The 20,490-nt window shown below is 42.4% G+C and carries 19 protein-coding genes, 1 tRNA gene and 2 rRNA genes; 6 read left to right on the top strand and 16 right to left on the bottom strand.

The window, feature by feature from the left end; genetic code table 11:
- Window positions 1-202: 202 nt before the first annotated feature.
- From HMPREF9186_RS08560 to serS, 5 genes are all read left to right on the top strand, one after another.
- Entirely contained in the window at window positions 203-1,192 is a 990-nt protein-coding gene (locus tag HMPREF9186_RS08560; protein ID WP_009732291.1) for a PTS sugar transporter subunit IIB, read from the top strand.
- 27 nt (window positions 1,193-1,219) lie between these two features.
- Window positions 1,220-2,023 carry a PTS mannose/fructose/sorbose transporter subunit IIC gene (locus HMPREF9186_RS08555; protein WP_009732290.1) on the top strand — a complete coding sequence of 268 codons (804 nt, stop codon included), beginning with the start codon at window positions 1,220-1,222 and terminating at the stop codon, window positions 2,021-2,023.
- Between the two features lie 18 nt (window positions 2,024-2,041).
- On the top strand, window positions 2,042-2,953 hold the full coding sequence (locus tag HMPREF9186_RS08550; protein ID WP_009732289.1) for a PTS system mannose/fructose/sorbose family transporter subunit IID: 912 nt from the start codon (window positions 2,042-2,044) through the stop codon (window positions 2,951-2,953).
- 79 nt (window positions 2,954-3,032) lie between these two features.
- Window positions 3,033-3,401 carry a DUF956 family protein gene (locus HMPREF9186_RS08545; RefSeq protein WP_009732288.1) on the top strand — a complete coding sequence of 123 codons (369 nt, stop codon included), beginning with the start codon at window positions 3,033-3,035 and terminating at the stop codon, window positions 3,399-3,401.
- Window positions 3,402-3,618: 217 nt separating this feature from the next.
- A complete protein-coding gene (serS, locus tag HMPREF9186_RS08540; RefSeq protein ID WP_009732287.1) occupies window positions 3,619-4,896 on the top strand; it encodes a serine--tRNA ligase in 1,278 nt (425 codons plus the stop codon).
- Between the two features lie 45 nt (window positions 4,897-4,941).
- Here the strand turns inward: serS and HMPREF9186_RS08535 are convergent, their stop codons facing one another.
- The 13 genes from HMPREF9186_RS08535 to HMPREF9186_RS08475 all read right to left on the bottom strand — a co-directional run bounded on the left by HMPREF9186_RS08535 (window position 4,942) and on the right by HMPREF9186_RS08475 (window position 15,566).
- Window positions 4,942-5,712 carry an acetyl-CoA carboxylase carboxyl transferase subunit alpha gene (locus HMPREF9186_RS08535; protein ID WP_009732286.1) on the bottom strand — a complete coding sequence of 257 codons (771 nt, stop codon included), beginning with the start codon at window positions 5,710-5,712 and terminating at the stop codon, window positions 4,942-4,944.
- Complete coding sequence (gene accD / locus HMPREF9186_RS08530; protein WP_009732285.1) at window positions 5,705-6,571, bottom strand: acetyl-CoA carboxylase, carboxyltransferase subunit beta; 867 nt, start codon at window positions 6,569-6,571, stop codon at window positions 5,705-5,707. The genes HMPREF9186_RS08535 and accD overlap by 8 nt, the downstream gene beginning before the upstream one ends.
- A gap of 103 nt (window positions 6,572-6,674) precedes the next feature.
- Window positions 6,675-8,039: an acetyl-CoA carboxylase biotin carboxylase subunit gene (locus HMPREF9186_RS08525; RefSeq protein WP_037614186.1), complete on the bottom strand. Its 1,365-nt coding sequence runs from the start codon at window positions 8,037-8,039 to the stop codon at window positions 6,675-6,677.
- A gap of 13 nt (window positions 8,040-8,052) precedes the next feature.
- A complete protein-coding gene (gene fabZ, locus HMPREF9186_RS08520; RefSeq protein WP_009732283.1) occupies window positions 8,053-8,478 on the bottom strand; it encodes a 3-hydroxyacyl-ACP dehydratase FabZ in 426 nt (141 codons plus the stop codon).
- Complete coding sequence (accB, locus tag HMPREF9186_RS08515) at window positions 8,475-8,966, bottom strand: acetyl-CoA carboxylase biotin carboxyl carrier protein (protein ID WP_009732282.1); 492 nt, start codon at window positions 8,964-8,966, stop codon at window positions 8,475-8,477. The genes fabZ and accB overlap by 4 nt, the downstream gene beginning before the upstream one ends.
- Window positions 8,967-8,969: 3 nt before the next feature.
- Window positions 8,970-10,202: a beta-ketoacyl-ACP synthase II gene (gene fabF, locus HMPREF9186_RS08510; protein ID WP_009732281.1), complete on the bottom strand. Its 1,233-nt coding sequence runs from the start codon at window positions 10,200-10,202 to the stop codon at window positions 8,970-8,972.
- Between the two features lie 18 nt (window positions 10,203-10,220).
- Window positions 10,221-10,955 carry a 3-oxoacyl-[acyl-carrier-protein] reductase gene (gene fabG / locus HMPREF9186_RS08505; protein WP_009732280.1) on the bottom strand — a complete coding sequence of 245 codons (735 nt, stop codon included), beginning with the start codon at window positions 10,953-10,955 and terminating at the stop codon, window positions 10,221-10,223.
- Window positions 10,956-10,967: 12 nt separating this feature from the next.
- Window positions 10,968-11,888 (bottom strand): ACP S-malonyltransferase, encoded by a 921-nt coding sequence (gene fabD / locus HMPREF9186_RS08500; RefSeq protein ID WP_009732279.1) that lies wholly within the window; start codon window positions 11,886-11,888, stop codon window positions 10,968-10,970.
- 24 nt (window positions 11,889-11,912) lie between these two features.
- Entirely contained in the window at window positions 11,913-12,878 is a 966-nt protein-coding gene (gene fabK / locus HMPREF9186_RS08495; protein WP_006596907.1) for an enoyl-[acyl-carrier-protein] reductase FabK, read from the bottom strand.
- 110 nt (window positions 12,879-12,988) lie between these two features.
- Entirely contained in the window at window positions 12,989-13,213 is a 225-nt protein-coding gene (locus tag HMPREF9186_RS08490; RefSeq protein WP_003003892.1) for an acyl carrier protein, read from the bottom strand.
- A 56-nt stretch (window positions 13,214-13,269) separates the two neighbouring features.
- Window positions 13,270-14,244 carry a beta-ketoacyl-ACP synthase III gene (locus tag HMPREF9186_RS08485; protein WP_009732278.1) on the bottom strand — a complete coding sequence of 325 codons (975 nt, stop codon included), beginning with the start codon at window positions 14,242-14,244 and terminating at the stop codon, window positions 13,270-13,272.
- On the bottom strand, window positions 14,244-14,678 hold the full coding sequence (gene fabT, locus HMPREF9186_RS08480) for a fatty acid biosynthesis transcriptional regulator FabT (protein WP_009732277.1): 435 nt from the start codon (window positions 14,676-14,678) through the stop codon (window positions 14,244-14,246). The genes HMPREF9186_RS08485 and fabT overlap by 1 nt, the downstream gene beginning before the upstream one ends.
- A 96-nt stretch (window positions 14,679-14,774) precedes the next feature.
- Window positions 14,775-15,566 (bottom strand): enoyl-CoA hydratase, encoded by a 792-nt coding sequence (locus tag HMPREF9186_RS08475; RefSeq protein ID WP_037614156.1) that lies wholly within the window; start codon window positions 15,564-15,566, stop codon window positions 14,775-14,777.
- Window positions 15,567-15,806: 240 nt separating this feature from the next.
- On the opposite strand from HMPREF9186_RS08475, the gene HMPREF9186_RS08470 reads away from it, so the two are divergent.
- Window positions 15,807-17,162 carry an aspartate kinase gene (locus tag HMPREF9186_RS08470; RefSeq protein ID WP_009732275.1) on the top strand — a complete coding sequence of 452 codons (1,356 nt, stop codon included), beginning with the start codon at window positions 15,807-15,809 and terminating at the stop codon, window positions 17,160-17,162.
- Between the two features lie 90 nt (window positions 17,163-17,252).
- Here HMPREF9186_RS08470 and HMPREF9186_RS08465 read toward each other — a convergent pair.
- The 3 genes from HMPREF9186_RS08465 to HMPREF9186_RS08455 all read right to left on the bottom strand — a co-directional run bounded on the left by HMPREF9186_RS08465 (window position 17,253) and on the right by HMPREF9186_RS08455 (window position 20,428).
- A tRNA-Asn gene (locus HMPREF9186_RS08465) sits at window positions 17,253-17,326 on the bottom strand.
- 5 nt (window positions 17,327-17,331) lie between these two features.
- A 5S ribosomal RNA gene (gene rrf, locus HMPREF9186_RS08460) occupies window positions 17,332-17,447 on the bottom strand.
- Window positions 17,448-17,526: 79 nt separating this feature from the next.
- A 23S ribosomal RNA gene (locus tag HMPREF9186_RS08455) occupies window positions 17,527-20,428 on the bottom strand.
- Between the last annotated feature and the right edge of the window lie 62 nt (window positions 20,429-20,490).

Raw genomic sequence — 20,490 nt, 5'->3', positions numbered from 1 at the left:
AATTCATATTTTCTTACTTAATGTTCGCTTTTCAGTTATTTTCACTCTTTTTCAAAAAAACAAAAGAGACCCTTCCTGCTTGATTCTACTAAGCAAAAAGGCGGTATCATTGACTTTTTCGTGAAAACGTTTTATAATAAAGAATGCTTAAAGTTTTCTTAAACTGAAAGTCAAACAAATTTTATAAGGAGGAATGTCAATAATGAGTATTGGTATCATTATTGCTAGCCACGGTGAATTTGCAGCTGGAATCCACCAATCCGGCTCGATGATCTTTGGGGATCAAGAGAAAGTTCAAGTGGTTACGTTCATGCCAAGTGAAGGCCCAGATGATCTCTATGCTAAATTCAATGCTGCTGTTGCCGCATTTGATGCAGAAGATGAAATCTTGGTTTTGGCTGACCTTTGGAGTGGTTCTCCATTTAACCAAGCGAGTCGTGTCATGGGGGAAAATCCCGATCGTAAATTTGCGATCATCACAGGTTTAAACCTTCCGATGTTGATTCAAGCTTATACAGAGCGTTTGATGGATGCAAATGCCGGCGTTGATCAAGTCGCTGCAAACATCATCAAAGAATCTAAAGACGGAATCAAAGCTCTTCCAGAAGAATTGAATCCAGTCGAAGAAGCAAGCACTGCTTCCGCTGCCCCTGTTGCCCAAGCTGCTATTCCAGAAGGAACAGTGATTGGAGATGGTAAGCTCAAGATCAACCTTGCTCGCTTAGACACTCGTCTGCTTCATGGACAAGTCGCAACTGCTTGGACACCCGATTCAAAAGCCGATCGGATCATTGTTGCTTCAGATTCTGTTGCCAAAGATGAACTCCGTAAGGAATTGATCAAGCAAGCGGCACCAAATGGTGTGAAAGCAAACGTTGTCCCAATTCAAAAATTGATCGACGTTGCAAAAGATCCACGCTTTGGTGAAACACATGCTTTGATCTTATTTGAAACACCTCAAGATGCCCTTCGTGCCATCGAGGGTGGTGTTCCGATTAAAACCTTGAACGTTGGATCAATGGCTCACTCAACTGGTAAAACCATGGTCAACAATGTGTTGTCAATGGACAAAGAGGATGTGGCTACATTCGAAAAAATGCGTGATCTTGGAGTGGAATTTGACGTACGTAAAGTGCCAAATGACTCTAAGAAAGATTTGTTTGACTTAATTAACAAAGCGAACGTTCAATAATCGATTACTTACGAAAGGATTTTAAACATGTCTATTATTTCTATGGTATTAGTGGTCGTTGTTGCCTTCTTAGCAGGTCTTGAAGGTATCCTTGACCAATTCCAATTCCACCAACCACTTGTTGCTTGTACCTTAATCGGTTTGGTAACAGGTAACTTGACTGCCGGTGTTATGCTTGGTGGTTCCCTTCAATTACTTGCACTTGGCTGGGCCAACATTGGTGCCGCAGTTGCACCCGACGCTGCTCTTGCGTCAGTCGCTGCTGCAATTATCTTGGTTCTTGGTGGCGATTTTAGTGCAAAAGGAATCGCAGTGGCTCAAGGTGTGGCCATTCCGCTTGCAGTTGCTGGTCTTTTCTTGACTATGATCGTCCGTACCCTCTCTGTTGGTTTGGTCCACACTGCCGATGCTGCCGCTAAAAAAGGGGACATTAAAGGCGTAGAACGTGCTCACTTTGTGGCCCTTCTTCTTCAAGGACTTCGTATCGCCATTCCTGCCGCCCTTCTTTTAATGATTCCTGCTGACACTGTACGAGGTGCTCTTGAAGCGATGCCTGCTTGGTTATCAGACGGTATGCAAATCGGTGGTGGTATGGTCGTAGCCGTTGGTTATGCCATGGTTATCAACATGATGGCAAGCCGTGAAGTATGGCCATTCTTTGCGATTGGTTTTGCTCTTGCAGCCGTTAGCCAATTGACTTTGATTGCCCTTGGTGCGATTGGTGTTGCTCTTGCCTTGATCTACCTTTCACTCTCTAAGAAAGGTGGCAATGGAGGTGGCGGAGTCGCTACTTCTAACGATCCAATCGGCGATATCCTCGAAGACTATTAAGAAAGGTGTGACACTATCATGACTGAAAAATTACAATTATCTAAATCAGATCGTCAAAAAGTTTGGTGGCGTTCAACCTTCTTGCAAGGTTCTTGGAACTATGAACGGATGCAAAACTTGGGTTGGGCATACTCATTGATCCCAGCTATCAAAAAACTTTACACGAAGAAAGAAGACCAAGCGGCTGCTCTTGAGCGCCACATGGAGTTCTTCAACACTCACCCATACGTAGCTGCTCCAATCATCGGGGTAACTCTTGCCCTTGAAGAAGAAAAAGCAAATGGCGCTGCGATTGATGATGCCGCTATCCAAGGGGTTAAGATTGGTATGATGGGACCTTTGGCGGGTATCGGAGATCCTGTCTTCTGGTTTACAGTTCGTCCAATCCTTGGAGCTCTTGGTGCATCTCTTGCCTTGACAGGTAACATCCTTGGCCCACTCATCTTCTTTATTGCATGGAATGCGATTCGTATGTCCTTCTTGTGGTACACCCAAGAACTTGGATACAAAGCAGGTTCTGAAATTACCAAAGATATGTCTGGTGGGATCTTGCAAGACATCACTAAAGGGGCTTCTATCCTTGGGATGTTCATCCTCGCTGTCTTGGTAGAACGTTGGGTATCTATTAAATTCGTCTTCAATGTTTCTTCTGTCAAATTAGACGACAAAGCATATATCCACTGGGATAAACTTCCTGAAGGATACAAGGGAATTCAAGAAGCCTTCGCTCAAGTTGGTTCAGGTCTATCTCAAACACCTGAAAAAGTTACGACTTTCCAACAAAACTTGGATTCATTGATTCCTGGTTTGATGGGATTGCTTCTTACTTTTGCTTGTATGTGGTTGTTGAAGAAAAAAGTATCTCCAATCACCATCATCATCGCTCTCTTTGTAATCGGTGTATTAGCACACGTTGCGGGCTTGATGTAAGCAAAGATCAACTAAAAAGAAGGTTTCGGCCTTCTTTTTATTATGGTATAATAGACTTACTTGAAATCAGGAGGAGAGCATGGCGCAATCACAGAATAAAACCGTTGAATTCCATACTACAGGGGTTTCTTACCTGGGAGTGGGGGGAAAGGTTGGAAAAATCCTAGTCGGGAATGCCGCTTTTGAATTTTATGCGGATGCCAATGTTGAAGACTACGTCCAAATTCCTTGGCAGAATATTGAACAAATCGGAGCTAATGTATCCGGACGTAAAATTAGCCGCCATTTTGAAATCTATACCAAGGAAAGCAAGTTCCTCTTTGCTTCTAAAGACTCGGGAAAAATCTTAAAAATTGCTCGCGAACACCTTGGAAATGATAAAATCGTCAAATTGCCGACCTTGATTCAAACTATTACAGCTAAAATTAAAAATCTATTTGCAAAATAGCTTCTTTTCTTGTATAATAGACGCAAACGGATAAGTAAATTAAGAAAATCTTTCAGAAAGTCTGTGGTTGTTGTGAACAGATAGAGGACTTAATCGAAATTCTACCGTTTATCAAAAATTGAAGATCAAATCAAGTGCACACCTGTGAAGTTGGATGGAACCGTGGCCCTGCCACTCCAACACTGTAACAGGTGTGTTTTTTGTTAAAGGAGAAGCTATGTTAGATATTAAACGAATTCGTACAGACTTTGATACAGTTGCTGAAAAATTAGCGACACGCGGTGTTGATGCGGCCATTTTGAACGAAATGAAAGAGATCGATGCCAAACGTCGTGACATCTTGGTTAAGGTAGAGACCCTTAAGGCTGAGCGGAACACTGTCTCTGCTGAAATTGCCCAAGCTAAACGCAACAAGGAAAATGCAGATGATAAAATTGCTGCCATGCAAACTCTCTCTGCAGAAGTCAAAGCATTGGATGCAGAATTGGCTGAAATCGATGCCAAATTGACAGAATTTACTACAACCCTTCCTAACATCCCGGCTGACAGTGTTCCTATTGGGGCTGACGAAGACGATAACGTAGAAGTTCGCCGTTGGGGAACTCCTCGCGAGTTTAACTTCGAACCAAAAGCTCACTGGGACCTTGGTGAGGACTTAGACATCCTTGACTGGGAACGTGGTGGAAAAGTCACTGGTGCTCGCTTCCTCTTCTATAAGGGACTTGGAGCTCGCCTGGAACGTGCTATCTACAACTTTATGCTAGATGAGCACGGTAAGGAAGGCTATACCGAAGTTATCACTCCTTACATGGTTAACCACGATTCTATGTTTGGTACTGGTCAATATCCAAAATTCAAGGAAGATACTTTTGAACTCAGCGACACCAACTATGTCTTGATTCCAACCGCTGAAGTTCCGCTGACCAACTACTACCGTGATGAAATCATCGATGGCAAGGATCTCCCAATCTACTTTACAGCCATGAGCCCATCTTTCCGTTCAGAAGCTGGTTCTGCTGGTCGTGACACTCGTGGTTTGATCCGTTTACACCAATTCCATAAGGTAGAAATGGTCAAATTTGCCAAACCGGAAGAATCATATGAAGAATTGGAGAAAATGACAGCCAATGCTGAAAACATCCTTCAAAAACTTAATCTTCCATACCGTGTGGTAGCTCTCTCAACAGGAGATATGGGCTTCTCAGCCGCTAAGACTTACGACTTGGAAGTCTGGATCCCAGCACAAAATACCTACCGTGAAATCTCAAGCTGTTCCAATACAGAAGATTTCCAAGCCCGTCGTGCCCAAATCCGTTACCGTGATGAAGCCGATGGCAAGGTGAAACTCCTTCACACCTTGAACGGTTCTGGATTGGCTGTCGGACGTACCGTCGCTGCTATTCTTGAAAACTATCAAAATGAAGATGGTTCTGTGACCATCCCAGAAGTTCTTCGTCCATACATGGGAGGCGCTGAAGTTATCTCACCAAAATAAAAACTCAAAAAAAAACTGAGTCTTGCATCTGCAAGCTCAGTTTTTTTAATATTTACGAAAACGTTGGTAACGTTGCTCTAGCAGATCTTCTAGTGGCAAGGATTGTAGAGTGGCGAGCTCTTCCAGTAATTCCTTCTTCACTTGAGCTAGTAGTTCTCCATTTGAAAAACCATGCTCTGGAATCACTTTATCAACAATGTTCATATTTAATAACTCATGAGAAGTAATCTTCATCAACTCAGCGGCCTCCATAGCTCGGCTGCCATCTTTCCAAAGAATAGAAGCAAATCCTTCTGGACTCAAGACGGCATAGATGGAGTTCTCCAGCATCCAGACCTTGTCTGCCACAGCTAAAGCAAGGGCCCCACCAGAGCCACCTTCTCCAATAATAATGGCGATAATCGGAACTTTTAAGTCACTCATTTCCATGAGGTTACGAGCAATAGCCTCACCCTGTCCCCGTTCCTCAGCGCCAACACCCGGATAAGCACCTGCGGTATTGATGAAGGTTACAACTGGCCGACCAAATTTTTCTGCTTGTTTCATTAGACGCAAGGCTTTTCGATAGCCTTCTGGATGTGGTTGTCCAAAATTACGTTTTAGATTATCCTGAAGATTTTTTCCTTTTTGGATTCCAACGACTGTAACCGTTTGATCGCCTATGCGTCCAATCCCACCAATCACCGCACCATCATCACGGAAGTTTCGATCTCCATGTAATTCGATAAAATCATCAAAGATTCCTTGAGCAAAATCAAGCGCAGTCAATCTTCCTTGGTCACGTGCCTCTTTAATAATCTGTGTTATTTTACTCATGTTTACCTCCATGAAGGGCCAATAATTGTCCAACTGTTGCTCGGATTTGGCTTCTCTCCACGATCAAGTCTACAAATCCATGTTCTTGTAGAAATTCTGCTTTTTGGAAATCATCTGGTAATTGTTCCCGTACAGTAGACTCGATCACGCGCCGACCTGCAAAGCCGACCAGAGCTTGACTCTCTGCCATGATGATATCTCCTTCCATGGCAAATGACGCCGTTACCCCTCCTGTTGTTGGGTCTGTTAGAACTGTCAGATAAAACAATCCTTCTTTAGAATGTCTTTGAACAGCTGCAGAGACTTTTGCCATTTGCATCAAACTGACGATTCCTTCTTGCATCCGTGCTCCACCTGACGCGGTAAAGAGAACGACCGGCAAATGTTCTTTTGTCGCTAGTTCAAACAGTCGAGTAATTTTTTCACCAACTACAGAACCCATTGAAGCCATGATAAAATTAGAATCCATGATTCCAAGAGCAACTTTTTGCCCTTTAATCAATGCGGTTCCTGTCAGCACAGCTTCATCCAAACCTGTCATTTCCCTTACAGCAGCCAATTTCTTCTGGTAATTTGGGAAATTCAAGGGATCTGTCGTTTCAATCCCTGTAAACATTTCCTCAAAGCTAGCCGGATCCACTGTCAGAGCTAAGCGTTCTTTAGCAGAAATACGGAAGGTATAGCTACAATTCGGGCAAACCCGTTCGCTTCCTAAATCTTTTTGGTAAATGGTATGTTTACAACCTGGGCACTGCGAAAATAGTTCATCCGGAACTTCAGGTTTTGGTTGAGGTTCCTTCCAGGATGACCTATTCGGATTGATCCGAATATATTTGTCTTTTTTAGAAAATAATGCCATTACTTACTCCTTAAAATATGCTACAACATCTATAGCATTACTATAAAAGCCTGAATCTGTGAGGATGATGTTCATACTTCCCTCACAAGTCCAGGCTTTTTCATCATTCCTTATTATAATTTGGAAGGAATTGTTCCATCAAAAATGCAGTGTCATAATCACCAGCAATCACATGCGAATCTGAAATTAAATCCAACTGGAAATGACTATTGGTAGTGACACCATCAATTTCTAACTCATAAAGAGCTCGCTGCATCTTCATCAGTGCATCAAAACGATTTTCACCATGAACAATGATCTTAGCAATCATACTATCGTAGTATGGAGGAATTGTATAACCAGGGTAAACGGCAGAATCCACACGTAGACCAACCCCACCACTAGGAAGATAGAGATTGGTAATCTTCCCTGGACTTGGTGCAAAGTTAAAGGAAGGATTTTCTGCATTGATCCGGCATTCCATTGCATGGCCTTTGATAACAATATCCTCTTGAGTGACAGATAATTCCTGGCCTGCTGCAATTTTGATCTGTTCCTTAACGATGTCAACTCCAGTTACAAATTCCGTTACAGGATGCTCTACTTGAACACGGGTATTCATTTCCATAAAGTAGAACTCACCCTTACCTTCATCATATAAGAATTCGATGGTCCCAGCATTCTCATAACCAACCGATTCAGCCGCACGAACAGCAGCAGATCCAATTCGATGACGAAGAGTTTTTCCAATGGCAATCGAAGGAGATTCTTCTAGAACTTTTTGATTATTCCGTTGAAGAGAACAATCCCGTTCACCTAAATGAATCACATGTCCATACTGATCCGCTAAAATCTGTACTTCAATGTGGCGTGCAGGATAAATCACCCGTTCCATATACATAGCACCATTCCCAAAAGCAGCTTGTGCTTCTGAGGAAGCAGATTCAAAAGCAGCAACGAGATCTTCTGGTTTTTCAACCTTCCGAATTCCCTTACCGCCTCCTCCTGCTGATGCTTTCAACATGACAGGATAGCCGATTCTATCAGCAATCTCGAGAGCTTCTTCTGAAGTATAGACTTCCCCATCAGATCCAGGAATGACAGGAACTCCTGCCTTGATCATCTGTTTACGAGCATTAATCTTATCCCCCATCAGATCCATAACTTTAGCAGATGGACCGATAAATTTAATGCCAACTTCTTCACACATGGTCGCAAACTTTGAGTTTTCGCTCAAAAATCCAAAACCAGGATGGATAGCTTCTGCACCTGTTAAAACAGCTGCAGATAAAACCGCACTCATATTCAAATAAGATTCTGTTGATTTGGCAGGTCCAATACAAACTGCTTCATCAGCTAGTAAGGTATGCAAGGCTTCTTTATCAGCAGTAGAATACACTGCAACCGTCTCAATGCCGAGTTCACGAGCTGCACGAATAATACGAACTGCAATCTCACCACGATTGGCGATTAAGATCTTACGAAACATAGATAGGCCTTTCTTAATTTCCAATTGCAAAAGTAAGCGTTCCTGAAGCTGCAAGCTTGCCATCTACTTCTGCCTTTGCTTCAACAACAGCTATTGTTCCGCGACGTTTGACAAAAGTAGCTGTCATCACCAGTTGATCTCCTGGAACGACTTGTTTTTTAAACTTCACCTTGTCCATACCTGCATAAAAGACTAATTTCCCTTTATTTTCAGGTTTTGACAACTCCAGTACACCTGCTGTTTGAGCTAGGGCTTCCATAATGAGAACACCTGGCATAACCGGATACTGGGGAAAATGACCGTTAAAAAATGGTTCATTGATAGTTACATTTTTTAAGGCAACAATGGTATCTTCGCTTGTTTCCAAAACGCGGTCTACCAAAAGCATTGGATAACGATGTGGCAAAGCCTCACGAATATCATTAATATCAATTGTCATTTGATTCGAACCAATCCTTTTCCAAATTCAACCATTTCTTCGTTATTCACCAAAATTTCAGTGACAACACCATCTTTAGGTGCTGGGACTTCATTCATCACTTTCATGGCTTCAATGATCAAGAGTGTTTGACCTTTGGTCACCTTGTCTCCAACAGAAACAAAAGCTGGTTTATCTGGAGCTGGTGACAAGTAAGCGACACCAACCAATGGACTTTCAACTACATCACCTTCTGCCTCTTGAGCTGGAGTAGCAACTGGCTCAGCCGCTACAGCTGGAGTTGCTGGTGCTTCCACAACAGGAGCTACTACCGGCGTTTGAGGTGTTGCTGTCACTACTTCAACCGCAGGAGCTACCGGTGTAGCCACAACTGAACTCGTTTGGTTTTTACTTAAATTCAATTCTTCGCCGTTATTTTTATATGAGAATTCACGCAAAGTTGAGGCATCAAATTGAGCCAACAGATCTTTAATTTCAGAAATATTCATGAATTATCCCTCCCAGCGTTTAAAGGCAAGTACAGCATTGTGCCCACCAAATCCGAAGGTATTTGAGATAGCGTACTGAATATCTGCCTCTTGGCCTTCACCATATACAACGTTTGCTTCAATATAATCTGATAACTCTTGTGTCCCAGCAGTTTTTGGAACATATTGATGGCGAATTGCTTCGATCGTCGCAATGGCTTCAACTGCACCAGCTGCTCCCAAGAGGTGGCCTGTAAATGATTTTGTAGAAGATACTGGAACTTCTGTACCAAATACAGAAACGATTGCACCACTTTCTCCTTTTTCATTTGCTGGAGTAGAAGTACCATGGGCGTTGACATAATTGACCTGAGCTGGTTCAATTTCTGCCTCATCCAAAGCCAACTTCATTGCTTTGATAGCTCCTTGGCCTTCTGGATGTGGAGAAGTCATATGGTAGGCATCACAGGTATTTCCGTAGCCCACCACTTCAGCAAGAATGGTTGCACCACGTTTTTCAGCGTGTTCCAAACTTTCAAGTACCAACATTCCTGATCCTTCTCCCATTACAAATCCATTCCGATCTTTATCAAATGGAATAGAAGCACGAGTTGGATCTTCTGTTGTTGAAAGAGCTGTCAAGGCTTGGAAACCGGCGATTGCAAATGGGGTAATAGAAGCTTCTGAACCACCTACCAACATCAAATCTTGGAAACCAAACTTAATGGCACGGAAAGCATCCCCAATCGCATCATTGGAAGAGGCACAAGCCGTATTGATCGATTTACAAATTCCATTAGCTCCAAAACGCATCGCAACATTACCAGATGCCATATTTGGCAGAGCTTTTGGAAGGGTCATTGGTTTGACACGTTTTGGTCCTTTTTCATGCAAGCGAATCACTTGGTCTTCGATTTCTTTGATTCCACCGATACCAGAAGCAACAATGACACCAAAACGATCTTTATCAATAGCTTCTACATCTAAACCTGCATGATTCACAGCTTCTTGAGCAGCATACAAAGCATATAATGAGTAGTTGTCAAAGCGGTTTGTATCTTTCTTGATAAAGTACTTATCAAATGGGAAATCTTGGATTTCAGCTGCATTATGAACAGCAAAGTCACTGTGGTCAAATTTTGTAATCGGACCAATTCCAATTTTTCCTTCTTTTAAACTATTCCAAAATTCTTCTGGAGTGTTTCCGATTGGAGATGTCAAGCCATAGCCTGTTACAACAACACGATTTAATTTCATTTCAAAACCTACCTCTTTTTATTGCATAGTTAAGCCACCATCAATTGCGATGACTTGTCCTGTTAGATATTCTTGAGTTGCAAGAAAGACTGCAACATCTGCCACTTCTTCTGTATTTCCAAAGCGTTTCATTGGAATTTGAGTGAGAGACACTTCTTTAATTTTTTCCGGAAGGCCTTCTGTCATATCAGATTCGATAAAGCCCGGCGCAATGACATTGACTCGGACATTTCTACCAGCTACTTCACGCGCTACCGATTTAGAAAAACCAATCAAACCAGCTTTTGAGGCTGCATAGTTAGCTTGTCCAACATTTCCGGTTAGACCGACAACACTCGACATGTTAATGATAGCACCTTCACGCGCCTTGGTCATCGGCTTTAAGACTGATTGTGTCATATTAAAAGCACCAGTCAAATTCACCTTCAAGACTTGCTCAAAATCTTCTTCCGTCAATTTTAACATGAGCTTATCATTGGTAATCCCAGCATTATTCACAAGAACATCTACTGATCCAAGGACTTCAATCGCTTCTGCTACCATTCGCTTCGCTTCCGCGGCTTTAGATACATCCCCAGTAACGCCAACTACCTTCACACCGTATAAGGCAAATTCATCTACTAAGCCTGCTGGAAGTTCTCCGCGACTATTTAAGACAATGTTAGCACCTTTTGAAGCAAATTTATGCGCAATAGCCAATCCAATGCCTCTACTTGAGCCAGTAACAAATACATTTTTATTCTTCAGTTCCATAGTCACCTCATCTTATTCGTTCAGTAGGGCATCAAGGCTGGCTTGATCCTCAACATTTTTCGTTGGAAGAGTTTTATCAATTTTTTTCAAGAAACCAGTCAAGACCTTACCTGGACCAATTTCAATCACTTCATCTACTCCAAACTCTTGAATCGTTGCAATCGAATCATAGAAACGAACGGGCTCCATCACCTGGCGAGCTAATAAAGCTTTGATTTCGTCTGATTTCATGATCTTTGCTTCTGTATTCCCAACCAAAGGCAAGCTAAAGTCCTTAAAAGTAACTCTCTCAAGTTCAGTCGCTAGTTTTTCACTAGCAGAAGCAAGTAAGGCCGTATGGAAGGGGCCAGAGACATTCAGAGGAATCAACCGTTTTGCCCCTGCTTCTTGTAAGAATTCAACAGCATAGTCCACAGCTTCAACCTCTCCACCAATCACAATTTGGGCAGGAGTGTTGTAGTTAGCTGGTGTTACGACTCCCTTTTCAGAAGCCTGTTGACAGATTTCTTCAATCAAGGAAGGATCAGTATTCATGACAGCTACCATCTTTCCGCTTCCAGCAGGCGCAGCTGTTTCCATAAATTCACCCCGCTTAGCTACCAAAGCGACTGCTTCTTCAAAAGAAAGAGCACCTGCAGCAACTAGAGCAGAATATTCTCCTAGAGAAAGACCGGCAACAATATCCGGTGTAATACCCTTTTCTGCTAATAGACGATAAATAGCTACTGAAGTTGTCAAAATAGCCGGTTGGGTAAAGCGTGTTTGATTGAGCTTGTCTTCATCAGAATCAATCAATCCTCGTAAATCATAGCCCAAAATCTGACTTGCAGTATCAAATGTCTCCTTAACAATCGGATAAGTTGCATACAAGTCACTAGCCATCCCCAATTTTTGGGCACCTTGACCAGCAAATAAGAAAGCACGTTTTGTCACTGTTCTCTTCCTTTCCTTTACTTGTTAGAATTTGACATCTGCCCAGCGAGCTGCTTCTTTCTGAATGACTTTAGCAGCTCCAAAATAGATATCTTCCAAGATTTCAGCACAGGTTTCTTCTTTACTTACGAGACCTGCAATTTGTCCTGCCATCACAGATCCGTTATCAACGTCTCCGTCCACAACAGCATTGCGAAGAGCACCTGCTCCTAATTCTTCAATTTCTTCTTGAGTCTTCTTACCTGCCAAGAAATCTTTTTCAGCTTGGTTATAAGCAGAAGCCAATTTATTCTTAATCGCACGAACTGGATGGCCAACAACTGACGCAGACACTACTGTATCAATGTCTTTAGCTTTCAAGATTTTATTCTTAAAGTTTTGGTGAGCATTTGATTCTTTAGCAACGACAAATCGTGTTCCCACTTGAACAGCAGCTGCTCCAAGCATGAAGACTGCAGCTGCTCCAGCACCATCAGCCACACCACCAGCACCAATAACAGGAATAGAGACAGCTTCGACAACTTGACGAACCAGGGTCATGGTAGTCAATTTACCAATATGCCCTCCTGCTTCCATTCCTTCAGCAATCACAGCATCCGCACCTAGTTTTTCCATCCGTTTTGCTAAAGCTACTGAAGGTACAACTGGAATAACGGTAATGCCAGCTTCGTGAAAACGATCCATGTATTTTCCAGGATTCCCTGCACCAGTGGTAACAACTTTAACCCCTTCTTCGATAACCAAATCAACGATATCATCTGCAAAAGGAGAGAGGAGCATGATATTCACTCCAAAAGGTTTGTCAGTAATGGATTTGACACGATCAATATTCGCTTTGACAACTTCTTTAGGTGCATTTCCTCCACCGATGATCCCAAGACCACCCGCATTGGATACAGCTCCCGCTAGATCACCATCAGCGACCCAAGCCATACCACCTTGGAAAATTGGATATTTAATGTTTAATAATTCTGTAATTCGTGTTTGCATAATACCTTCCTCGTTTTCGCTTAAGTAATAGTTTGAAAACGTTTCTTTGCTTTGAGCGTCAAACTATTACCTAAACAAGAGAGAATATCTTTCGATACTCTCATCCATTATTATTTAGTTTTTTCTTCTACGTAAGCTACAAGGTCACCTACAGTAGACAAGCCTTCTTCAGTTTCAATTTGAATGTCGAATGCATCTTCAATTTCTGAAATCACTTGGAACAAGTCCAATGAATCAGCTTCAAGATCTTCAAAAGTAGACTCAAGTGTTACTTCTGATGGTTCTTTACCAAGTTCTTCAACGATAATTTCTTGTACTTTTTCAAATACTGCCATGATTGGCCTCCTTAAAAATAATAAAAAATTTTTAAAATGTGTTTCCACATGTTTAACTAGATTGTAACAAGAAGTGTGCCCCATGTCAAACCTCCACCGAATCCTGTTAGAAGAATTTTTTGACTTCCATCCAATCTGATTCGATGATTCTCAACACACTCCGATAATAGAATGGGGATACTAGCAGCGCTAGTGTTTCCATATTCCATCATATTTGCTGGGATCTTTCCTCTAGAGACACCCAGTTTTTTTGACATCTTATCTAACATTCGGTCATTTGCCTGATGTAAAAGAAAATAGTCAATCTCTTCTGCTTCCAATGATGCATCTGTTATCAGCTTTTGGATACTTTTCGTGACATCACGAATAGCAAAATCAAAAACAGAACGTCCATCCATTTTCAGAAATCTTCGATCAGAAACTTCTTCTGAGTACGGAGAAGACAGACCCAAATAGCAAGATTCAAGACTAGAACCTCGGCTTCCATCGGTAAAAAGACTTTCAGCTAAAAACGATTTTTGATCGCTCGCTTCAAGCAAGACACCACCAGCTCCATCCCCAAAGAGGACTGACGTAGACCGGTCTGACCAGTCCAAGACTTTTGAAAGTGTCTCACTACCGATCACAAGCCCACGCTGGTACATTCCTGATGAAATATATTTTTCAGCAGAAGCTAATGCGAACACAAATCCGCTACAGGCTGCAGTCAGGTCAAAAGCAAAAGCCTTAGAAGCTCCAATATTGGCTTGCACCCGAGCTGCTGTTGATGGCATTAAGCTGTCTGGAGTAATTGTAGCGACAACGATAAAATCAATTTCTGCAGCGTCTAAGTTTGCTTTTGCTAATAATCTTTGAGCGACAACTGTTGCAAGATCACTAGTCGTCTCATCTCTTGAAATGTGACGACGAAGAATGCCTGTCCGACTACTGATCCATTCATCACTTGTATCCATAATCTCAGCTAAATCATCATTCGATACGACTTGGTCAGGTACATAATGAGCAACTTGACTAATTTTAGCAAAGACCATTATTTAATTTCCTCCAAGAAGCGATACAGATTTTGCAATCCTTTTTGCATCACTTTCTTCTCTTCGGGGCTCATATCTCCAATAATTTGGTTGACCATCCGTTTATGGAATTGTTGATGAAGTCGATAAAGTAGACGACCATTCTTTGTTAAACTTAAGTGTACAACCCGGCGATCAACTTCAGATCTTCTTCTTTCGATATACCCTTTGCGCTCAAGATTATTCAAACTTGTCGTGACAGTCCCCAAAGTCACCATCAACTCCCGTGAAATATCACTCGGAGTTGCATTCGGTGTCGAACCAATCACGTCGATCGTATGCATTTCTTTAATAGAAACATCTTTAAATCGACTTGCTCTTAGGCTCGTCTCCTCGATAACCAAAACATTATTAAAGATGGATGTTAAATAGTCATTAACTAATTGGTAATTCAAAACTCCACCTCCTAATTTTACTTTGATAGTCAAATTTTATCAAAAATGAAAATAATTTGCAAGCTTTTTTTCACAAAACATAGAAAAAATACAAATTTATTTTCCTTTAAATTGTGGCCGACGTTTTTCAGAGTAGGCAATAACCCCCTCCTTAAAGTCTTCCGTAAAGGCTAATTTCTTTTGCAAATCCAATTCAAGATCCGCATATTGATCCCAGTCTTTTAGGAAAGCATTCCAAACCATCTCTTTCATCGCGGCATAAGAATTTGAAGATCCTCTTCTTAATTTTTTAAGCAATTGATCTACCGTTTTCTCAAGTTTTTCAGATTCACAGACGCGGTAAGCTAGTCCATATTCCAATGCTTTTTCTGCAGTCAAGGCTTCCCCCGTCATTACTAAATGAGTAGCTCGTGACATGCCAATAGCTTTTCCTAATAAGAACAAACCACCCGCATCCGGTGCCAAACCAACTCCAACAAAAGCCTGAATGAATTTTGTCCGCTCACTAATAATACAAAAATCAACAGCTACTGCAATGTTTGCTGCTGCTCCTGCAACAGCTCCATCTGCCACCATGATAACTGGCTTAGGCAATTGTTTAATTTTCTTTGAAATAGTATTAACCAATTCAGCGATTAAGACAAGAGACTCGATGTCATCCGCATCAACCGCCCGTTTCATTTCGCTCAAATCCCCACCAACTGAAAAAATTTTTCCTTCTGCTGACAGGATGACGAACTTCACTTCTTCATTCCTCCCAGCATCTTCCAAGGCCACTAAAATTTCTTGACACATTGGAATGTTAAAACCATTGGATACTTCCGGACGATTTAAAGAAATTGTCGCCACGTCATTTTCAACAGAATACAAAATTGTTTCAAACATCACAGACTCCTTTAATTTTCAGATTAAATATTTTGATATTAAAGCTTTCGAAATATAACATATCATACCACAAAAAATAAAATTAGTAAAATATCTCTATAAGATGTAACAAAATTGTAAAATTTGAATATTTTAAACTATGCTCCTCTGACTATTCAATTAATTTTTGACCTATCAGGAAATACATTGTATCAATAACTGAACTTTGGTATAATGTATTAATGAAACTATTAAGGAGAAAACATGAAAGTTACTAAATTCGGTGGAAGTTCTCTAGCATCTGCTACTCAATTAAAAAAAGTACTTGATATAATCAAAGATGATCCAGAAAGAAGATTTGTTGTTGTATCGGCTCCTGGTAAACGCAATGCGGAAGATACAAAGGTAACGGATGCCCTCATTCGATATTATAAAGAGTTCACCTCAGATAAGGATGTTACCCAAACCCAGCAATGGATTATTGAACGTTATCGTGATATTACTGAGGAGTTGGGGCTAAAAGAAACTATTATTCAAGAGATCGCTGAAGATATCTATGATTTAACTAATTTACCTAAAAAAGGCAATCCTTTTACATACGATGCTTTTCTAGCGGCTGGAGAAAATAATAATGCTAAACTCATTGCTGCCTATTTCAATCAAAATGAGTTAGAAGCTAGATACATTCATCCTAAAGAAGCGGGACTTACCGTAACTGCAGAGCCTTCCAACGCCCGAATTTTACCATCTAGTTATGATAAGATTGAAGAATTAAAAGATTCAAATGAAGTCGTTGTTATTCCAGGATTCTTTGGTGTAACCCAGAATGGGGATATTTGTACATTTTCTCGCGGTGGTTCAGATATCACTGGGTCCATCATTGCTGCTGGTGTCAAGGCTGATTTATATGAAAACTTTACAGACGTAGATGGAATCTTTGCAGCTCATCCCGGGATTATTAAACACCCACATTCCATCCCAGAATTAACATACAAAGAAATGCGTGAGTTGGCTTATGCAGGATTTTCAGTCTTACACGATGAAGCACTCGTTCCTGCATACAGAGGAAAAATTCCACTAGTTATAAAAAATACAAATAATCCAGAACATCCTGGAACTCGTATTGTTTTAGAACATTCAAATGATCATGTAACAGTTGTCGGAATTGCTGGAGATTCCGGATTTGTTAGCATTAACACCTCCAAATATCTGATGAACCGAGAAGTTGGATTCGGTCGTAAATTCCTTCAAATTCTTGAGGACCTCAATATTAGTTGGGAACACATGCCAACAGGTATCGATGACTTGTCCATTATTTTGCGATCACGTGAATTAACCCCAATCAAAGAACAGGAAATCTTAAAGCAACTGACTCAAAAATTAGAAGTTGACACTGCTGAAATTGAACATGACCTTTCAATCATTATGATAGTTGGTGAAAAAATGAAGAGTCATGTGGGGGTTACTGCTACTGCAGCAAAAGCTCTCTCAGAAAATGAAATTAATATCCAAATGATCTCTCAAGGTTCAAGTGAAGTATCCATCATGTTTGTTGTTAGTAAAGACCAAGAGGAAAAAGCCATTAAAGCTTTATATGATGCCTTCTTCTCAAATAACTAAATAACTAAAAGCTCCGTTTACTTAACGGAGCTTTTCTTTCTTAAAAATGCAAAATAAAAAAGATCAACTATTTGATCTTAACTTTCTATACTCCGCCAGTAGGACTCGAACCTACGACATCATGATTAACAGTCATGCGCTACTACCAACTGAGCTATGGCGGAATCAAGCTAAGCGACTACCTTATCTCACAGGGGGCAACCCCCAACTACTTCCGGCGTTCTAGGGCTTAACTGCTGTGTTCGGCATGGGTACAGGTGTATCTCCTAGGCTATCGTCACTTAACTCTGAATGCTTAAACATTCAAAATTGAATATCTATATTCTAACAAGCTAACCTTACATTGTCAATATCTTTTGACTCTTTGGATAAGTCCTCGAGCTATTAGTATTAGTCCGCTCCATTGCTCACACAACTTCCACTCCTAACCTATCTACCTGATCTTCTCTCAGGGCTCTTACTGATATAAAATCATGGGAAATCTCATCTTGAGGTGGGTTTCACACTTAGATGCTTTCAGCGTTTATCCCTTCCCTACATAGCTACCCAGCGATGCCTCTGGCGAGACAACTGGTACACCAGCGGTAAGTCCACTCTGGTCCTCTCGTACTAGGAGCAGATCCTCTCAAATTTCCTACGCCCGCGACGGATAGGGACCGAACTGTCTCACGACGTTCTGAACCCAGCTCGCGTGCCGCTTTAATGGGCGAACAGCCCAACCCTTGGGACCGACTACAGCCCCAGGATGCGACGAGCCGACATCGAGGTGCCAAACCTCCCCGTCGATGTGAACTCTTGGGGGAGATAAGCCTGTTATCCCCAGGGTAGCTTTTATCCGTTGAGCGATGGCCCTTCCATACGGAACCACCGGATCACTAAGCCCGACTTTCGTCCCTGCTCGAGTTGTAGCTCTCGCAGTCAAGCTCCCTTATACCTTTACACTCTGCGAATGATTTCCAACCATTCTGAGGGAACCTTTGGGCGCCTCCGTTACCTTTTAGGAGGCGACCGCCCCAGTCAAACTGCCCGTCAGACACTGTCTCCGATAGGGATCACCTATCCGGGTTAGAGTGGCCATAACACAAGGGTAGTATCCCAACAGCGCCTCCATCGAAACTGGCGTCCCGATCTCTATGGCTCCTACCTATCCTGTACATGTGGCACAGACACTCAATATCAAACTGCAGTAAAGCTCCATGGGGTCTTTCCGTCCTGTCGCGGGTAACCTGCATCTTCACAGGTACTAAAATTTCACCGAGTCTCTCGTTGAGACAGTGCCCAAATCATTACGCCTTTCGTGCGGGTCGGAACTTACCCGACAAGGAATTTCGCTACCTTAGGACCGTTATAGTTACGGCCGCCGTTTACTGGGGCTTCAATTCATACCTTCGGATTACTCCTAAGCACTCCTCTTAACCTTCCAGCACCGGGCAGGCGTCACCCCCTATACATCATCTTACGATTTAGCAGAGAGCTGTGTTTTTGATAAACAGTTGCTTGGGCCTATTCACTGCGGCTGACATAAAGCCAGCACCCCTTCTCCCGAAGTTACGGGGTCATTTTGCCGAGTTCCTTAACGAGAGTTCTCTCGCTCACCTGAGGCTACTCGCCTCGACTACCTGTGTCGGTTTGCGGTACGGGTAGAGTATGATTAACGCTAGAAGCTTTTCTTGGCAGTGTGACGTCACTAACTTCGCTACTAAACTTCGCTCCCCATCACAGCTCAATGTTATAGAATTAAGCATTTAACTCAATTCACACCTCACTGCTTAGACGTGCACTTCCAGTCGCACGCTTTAGTTAGCCTACTGCGTCCCTCCTTCACTACATACTCTAGTACAGGAATATCAACCTGTTGTCCATCGGATACACCTTTCGGTCTCTCCTTAGGTCCCGACTAACCCAGGGCGGACGAGCCTTCCCCTGGAAACCTTAGTCTTACGGTGGACAGGATTCTCACCTGTCTTTCGCTACTCATACCGGCATTCTCACTTCTATGCGTTCCAGCACTCCTCACGGTATACCTTCTCCACACATAGAACGCTCTCCTACCATACCTATAAAGGTATCCACAGCTTCGGTAAATTGTTTTAGCCCCGGTACATTTTCGGCGCAGGGTCACTCGACTAGTGAGCTATTACGCACTCTTTGAATGAATAGCTGCTTCTAAGCTAACATCCTAGTTGTCTGTGCAACCCCACATCCTTTTCCACTTAACAATTATTTTGGGACCTTAGCTGGTGGTCTGGGCTGTTTCCCTTTCGACTACGGATCTTAGCACTCGCAGTCTGACTGCCGACCATAATTCATTGGCATTCGGAGTTTATCTGAGATTGGTAATCCGGGATGGACCCCTCACCCAAACAGTGCTCTACCTCCAAGAATCTTAATGTCGACGCTAGCCCTAAAGCTATTTCGGAGAGAACCAGCTATCTCCAAGTTCGTTTGGAATTTCTCCGCTACCCACAAGTCATCCAAGCACTTTTCAACGTGCCCTGGTTCGGTCCTCCAGTGAGTTTTACCTCACCTTCAACCTGCTCATGGGTAGGTCACATGGTTTCGGGTCTACGACATAATACTATTGCGCCCTGTTCAGACTCGGTTTCCCTACGGCTCCGTCTCTTCAACTTAACCTCGCATCATATCGTAACTCGCCGGTTCATTCTACAAAAGGCACGCTCTCACCCATTAACGGGCTCGAACTTGTTGTAGGCACACGGTTTCAGGTTCTATTTCACTCCCCTCCCGGGGTGCTTTTCACCTTTCCCTCACGGTACTGGTTCACTATCGGTCACTAGAGAGTATTTAGGGTTGGGAGATGGTCCTCCCAGATTCCGACGAGATTCCACGTGTCTCGCCGTACTCAGGATACTGCTAGGTATAAAGACTATTTCGAATACGAGGCTCTTACTCTCTTTGGCTGACCTTCCCATGTCATTCTTCTATAATCTTTAAGTCCACATTGCAGTCCTACAACCCCGAAGAGTAAACTCTTCGGTTTGCCCTCCTGCCGTTTCGCTCGCCGCTACTAAGGCAATCGCTTTTGCTTTCTCTTCCTGCAGCTACTTAGATGTTTCAGTTCACTGCGTCTTCCTCCTCATATCCTTAACAGATATGGGTAACAGGCATTACCTGTTGGGTTCCCCCATTCGGACATCTCTGGATCGTCGCTTACTTACAGCTCCCCAAAGCATTTCGTCGTTTGTCACGTCCTTCTTCGGCTTCTAGTGCCAAGGCATCCACCGTGCGCCCTTATTAACTTAACCTTATTTTTGGTCTTGCGACCTAAACTCTTTAAATATTTACAGCGTTTCGGTTTATTTTCTTG

The organism is Streptococcus sp. F0442 (assembly GCF_000314795.2).
Classification (GTDB): Bacteria; Bacillota; Bacilli; order Lactobacillales; family Streptococcaceae; genus Streptococcus.
This window is presented reverse-complemented; position numbering and strand designations above follow the sequence as displayed.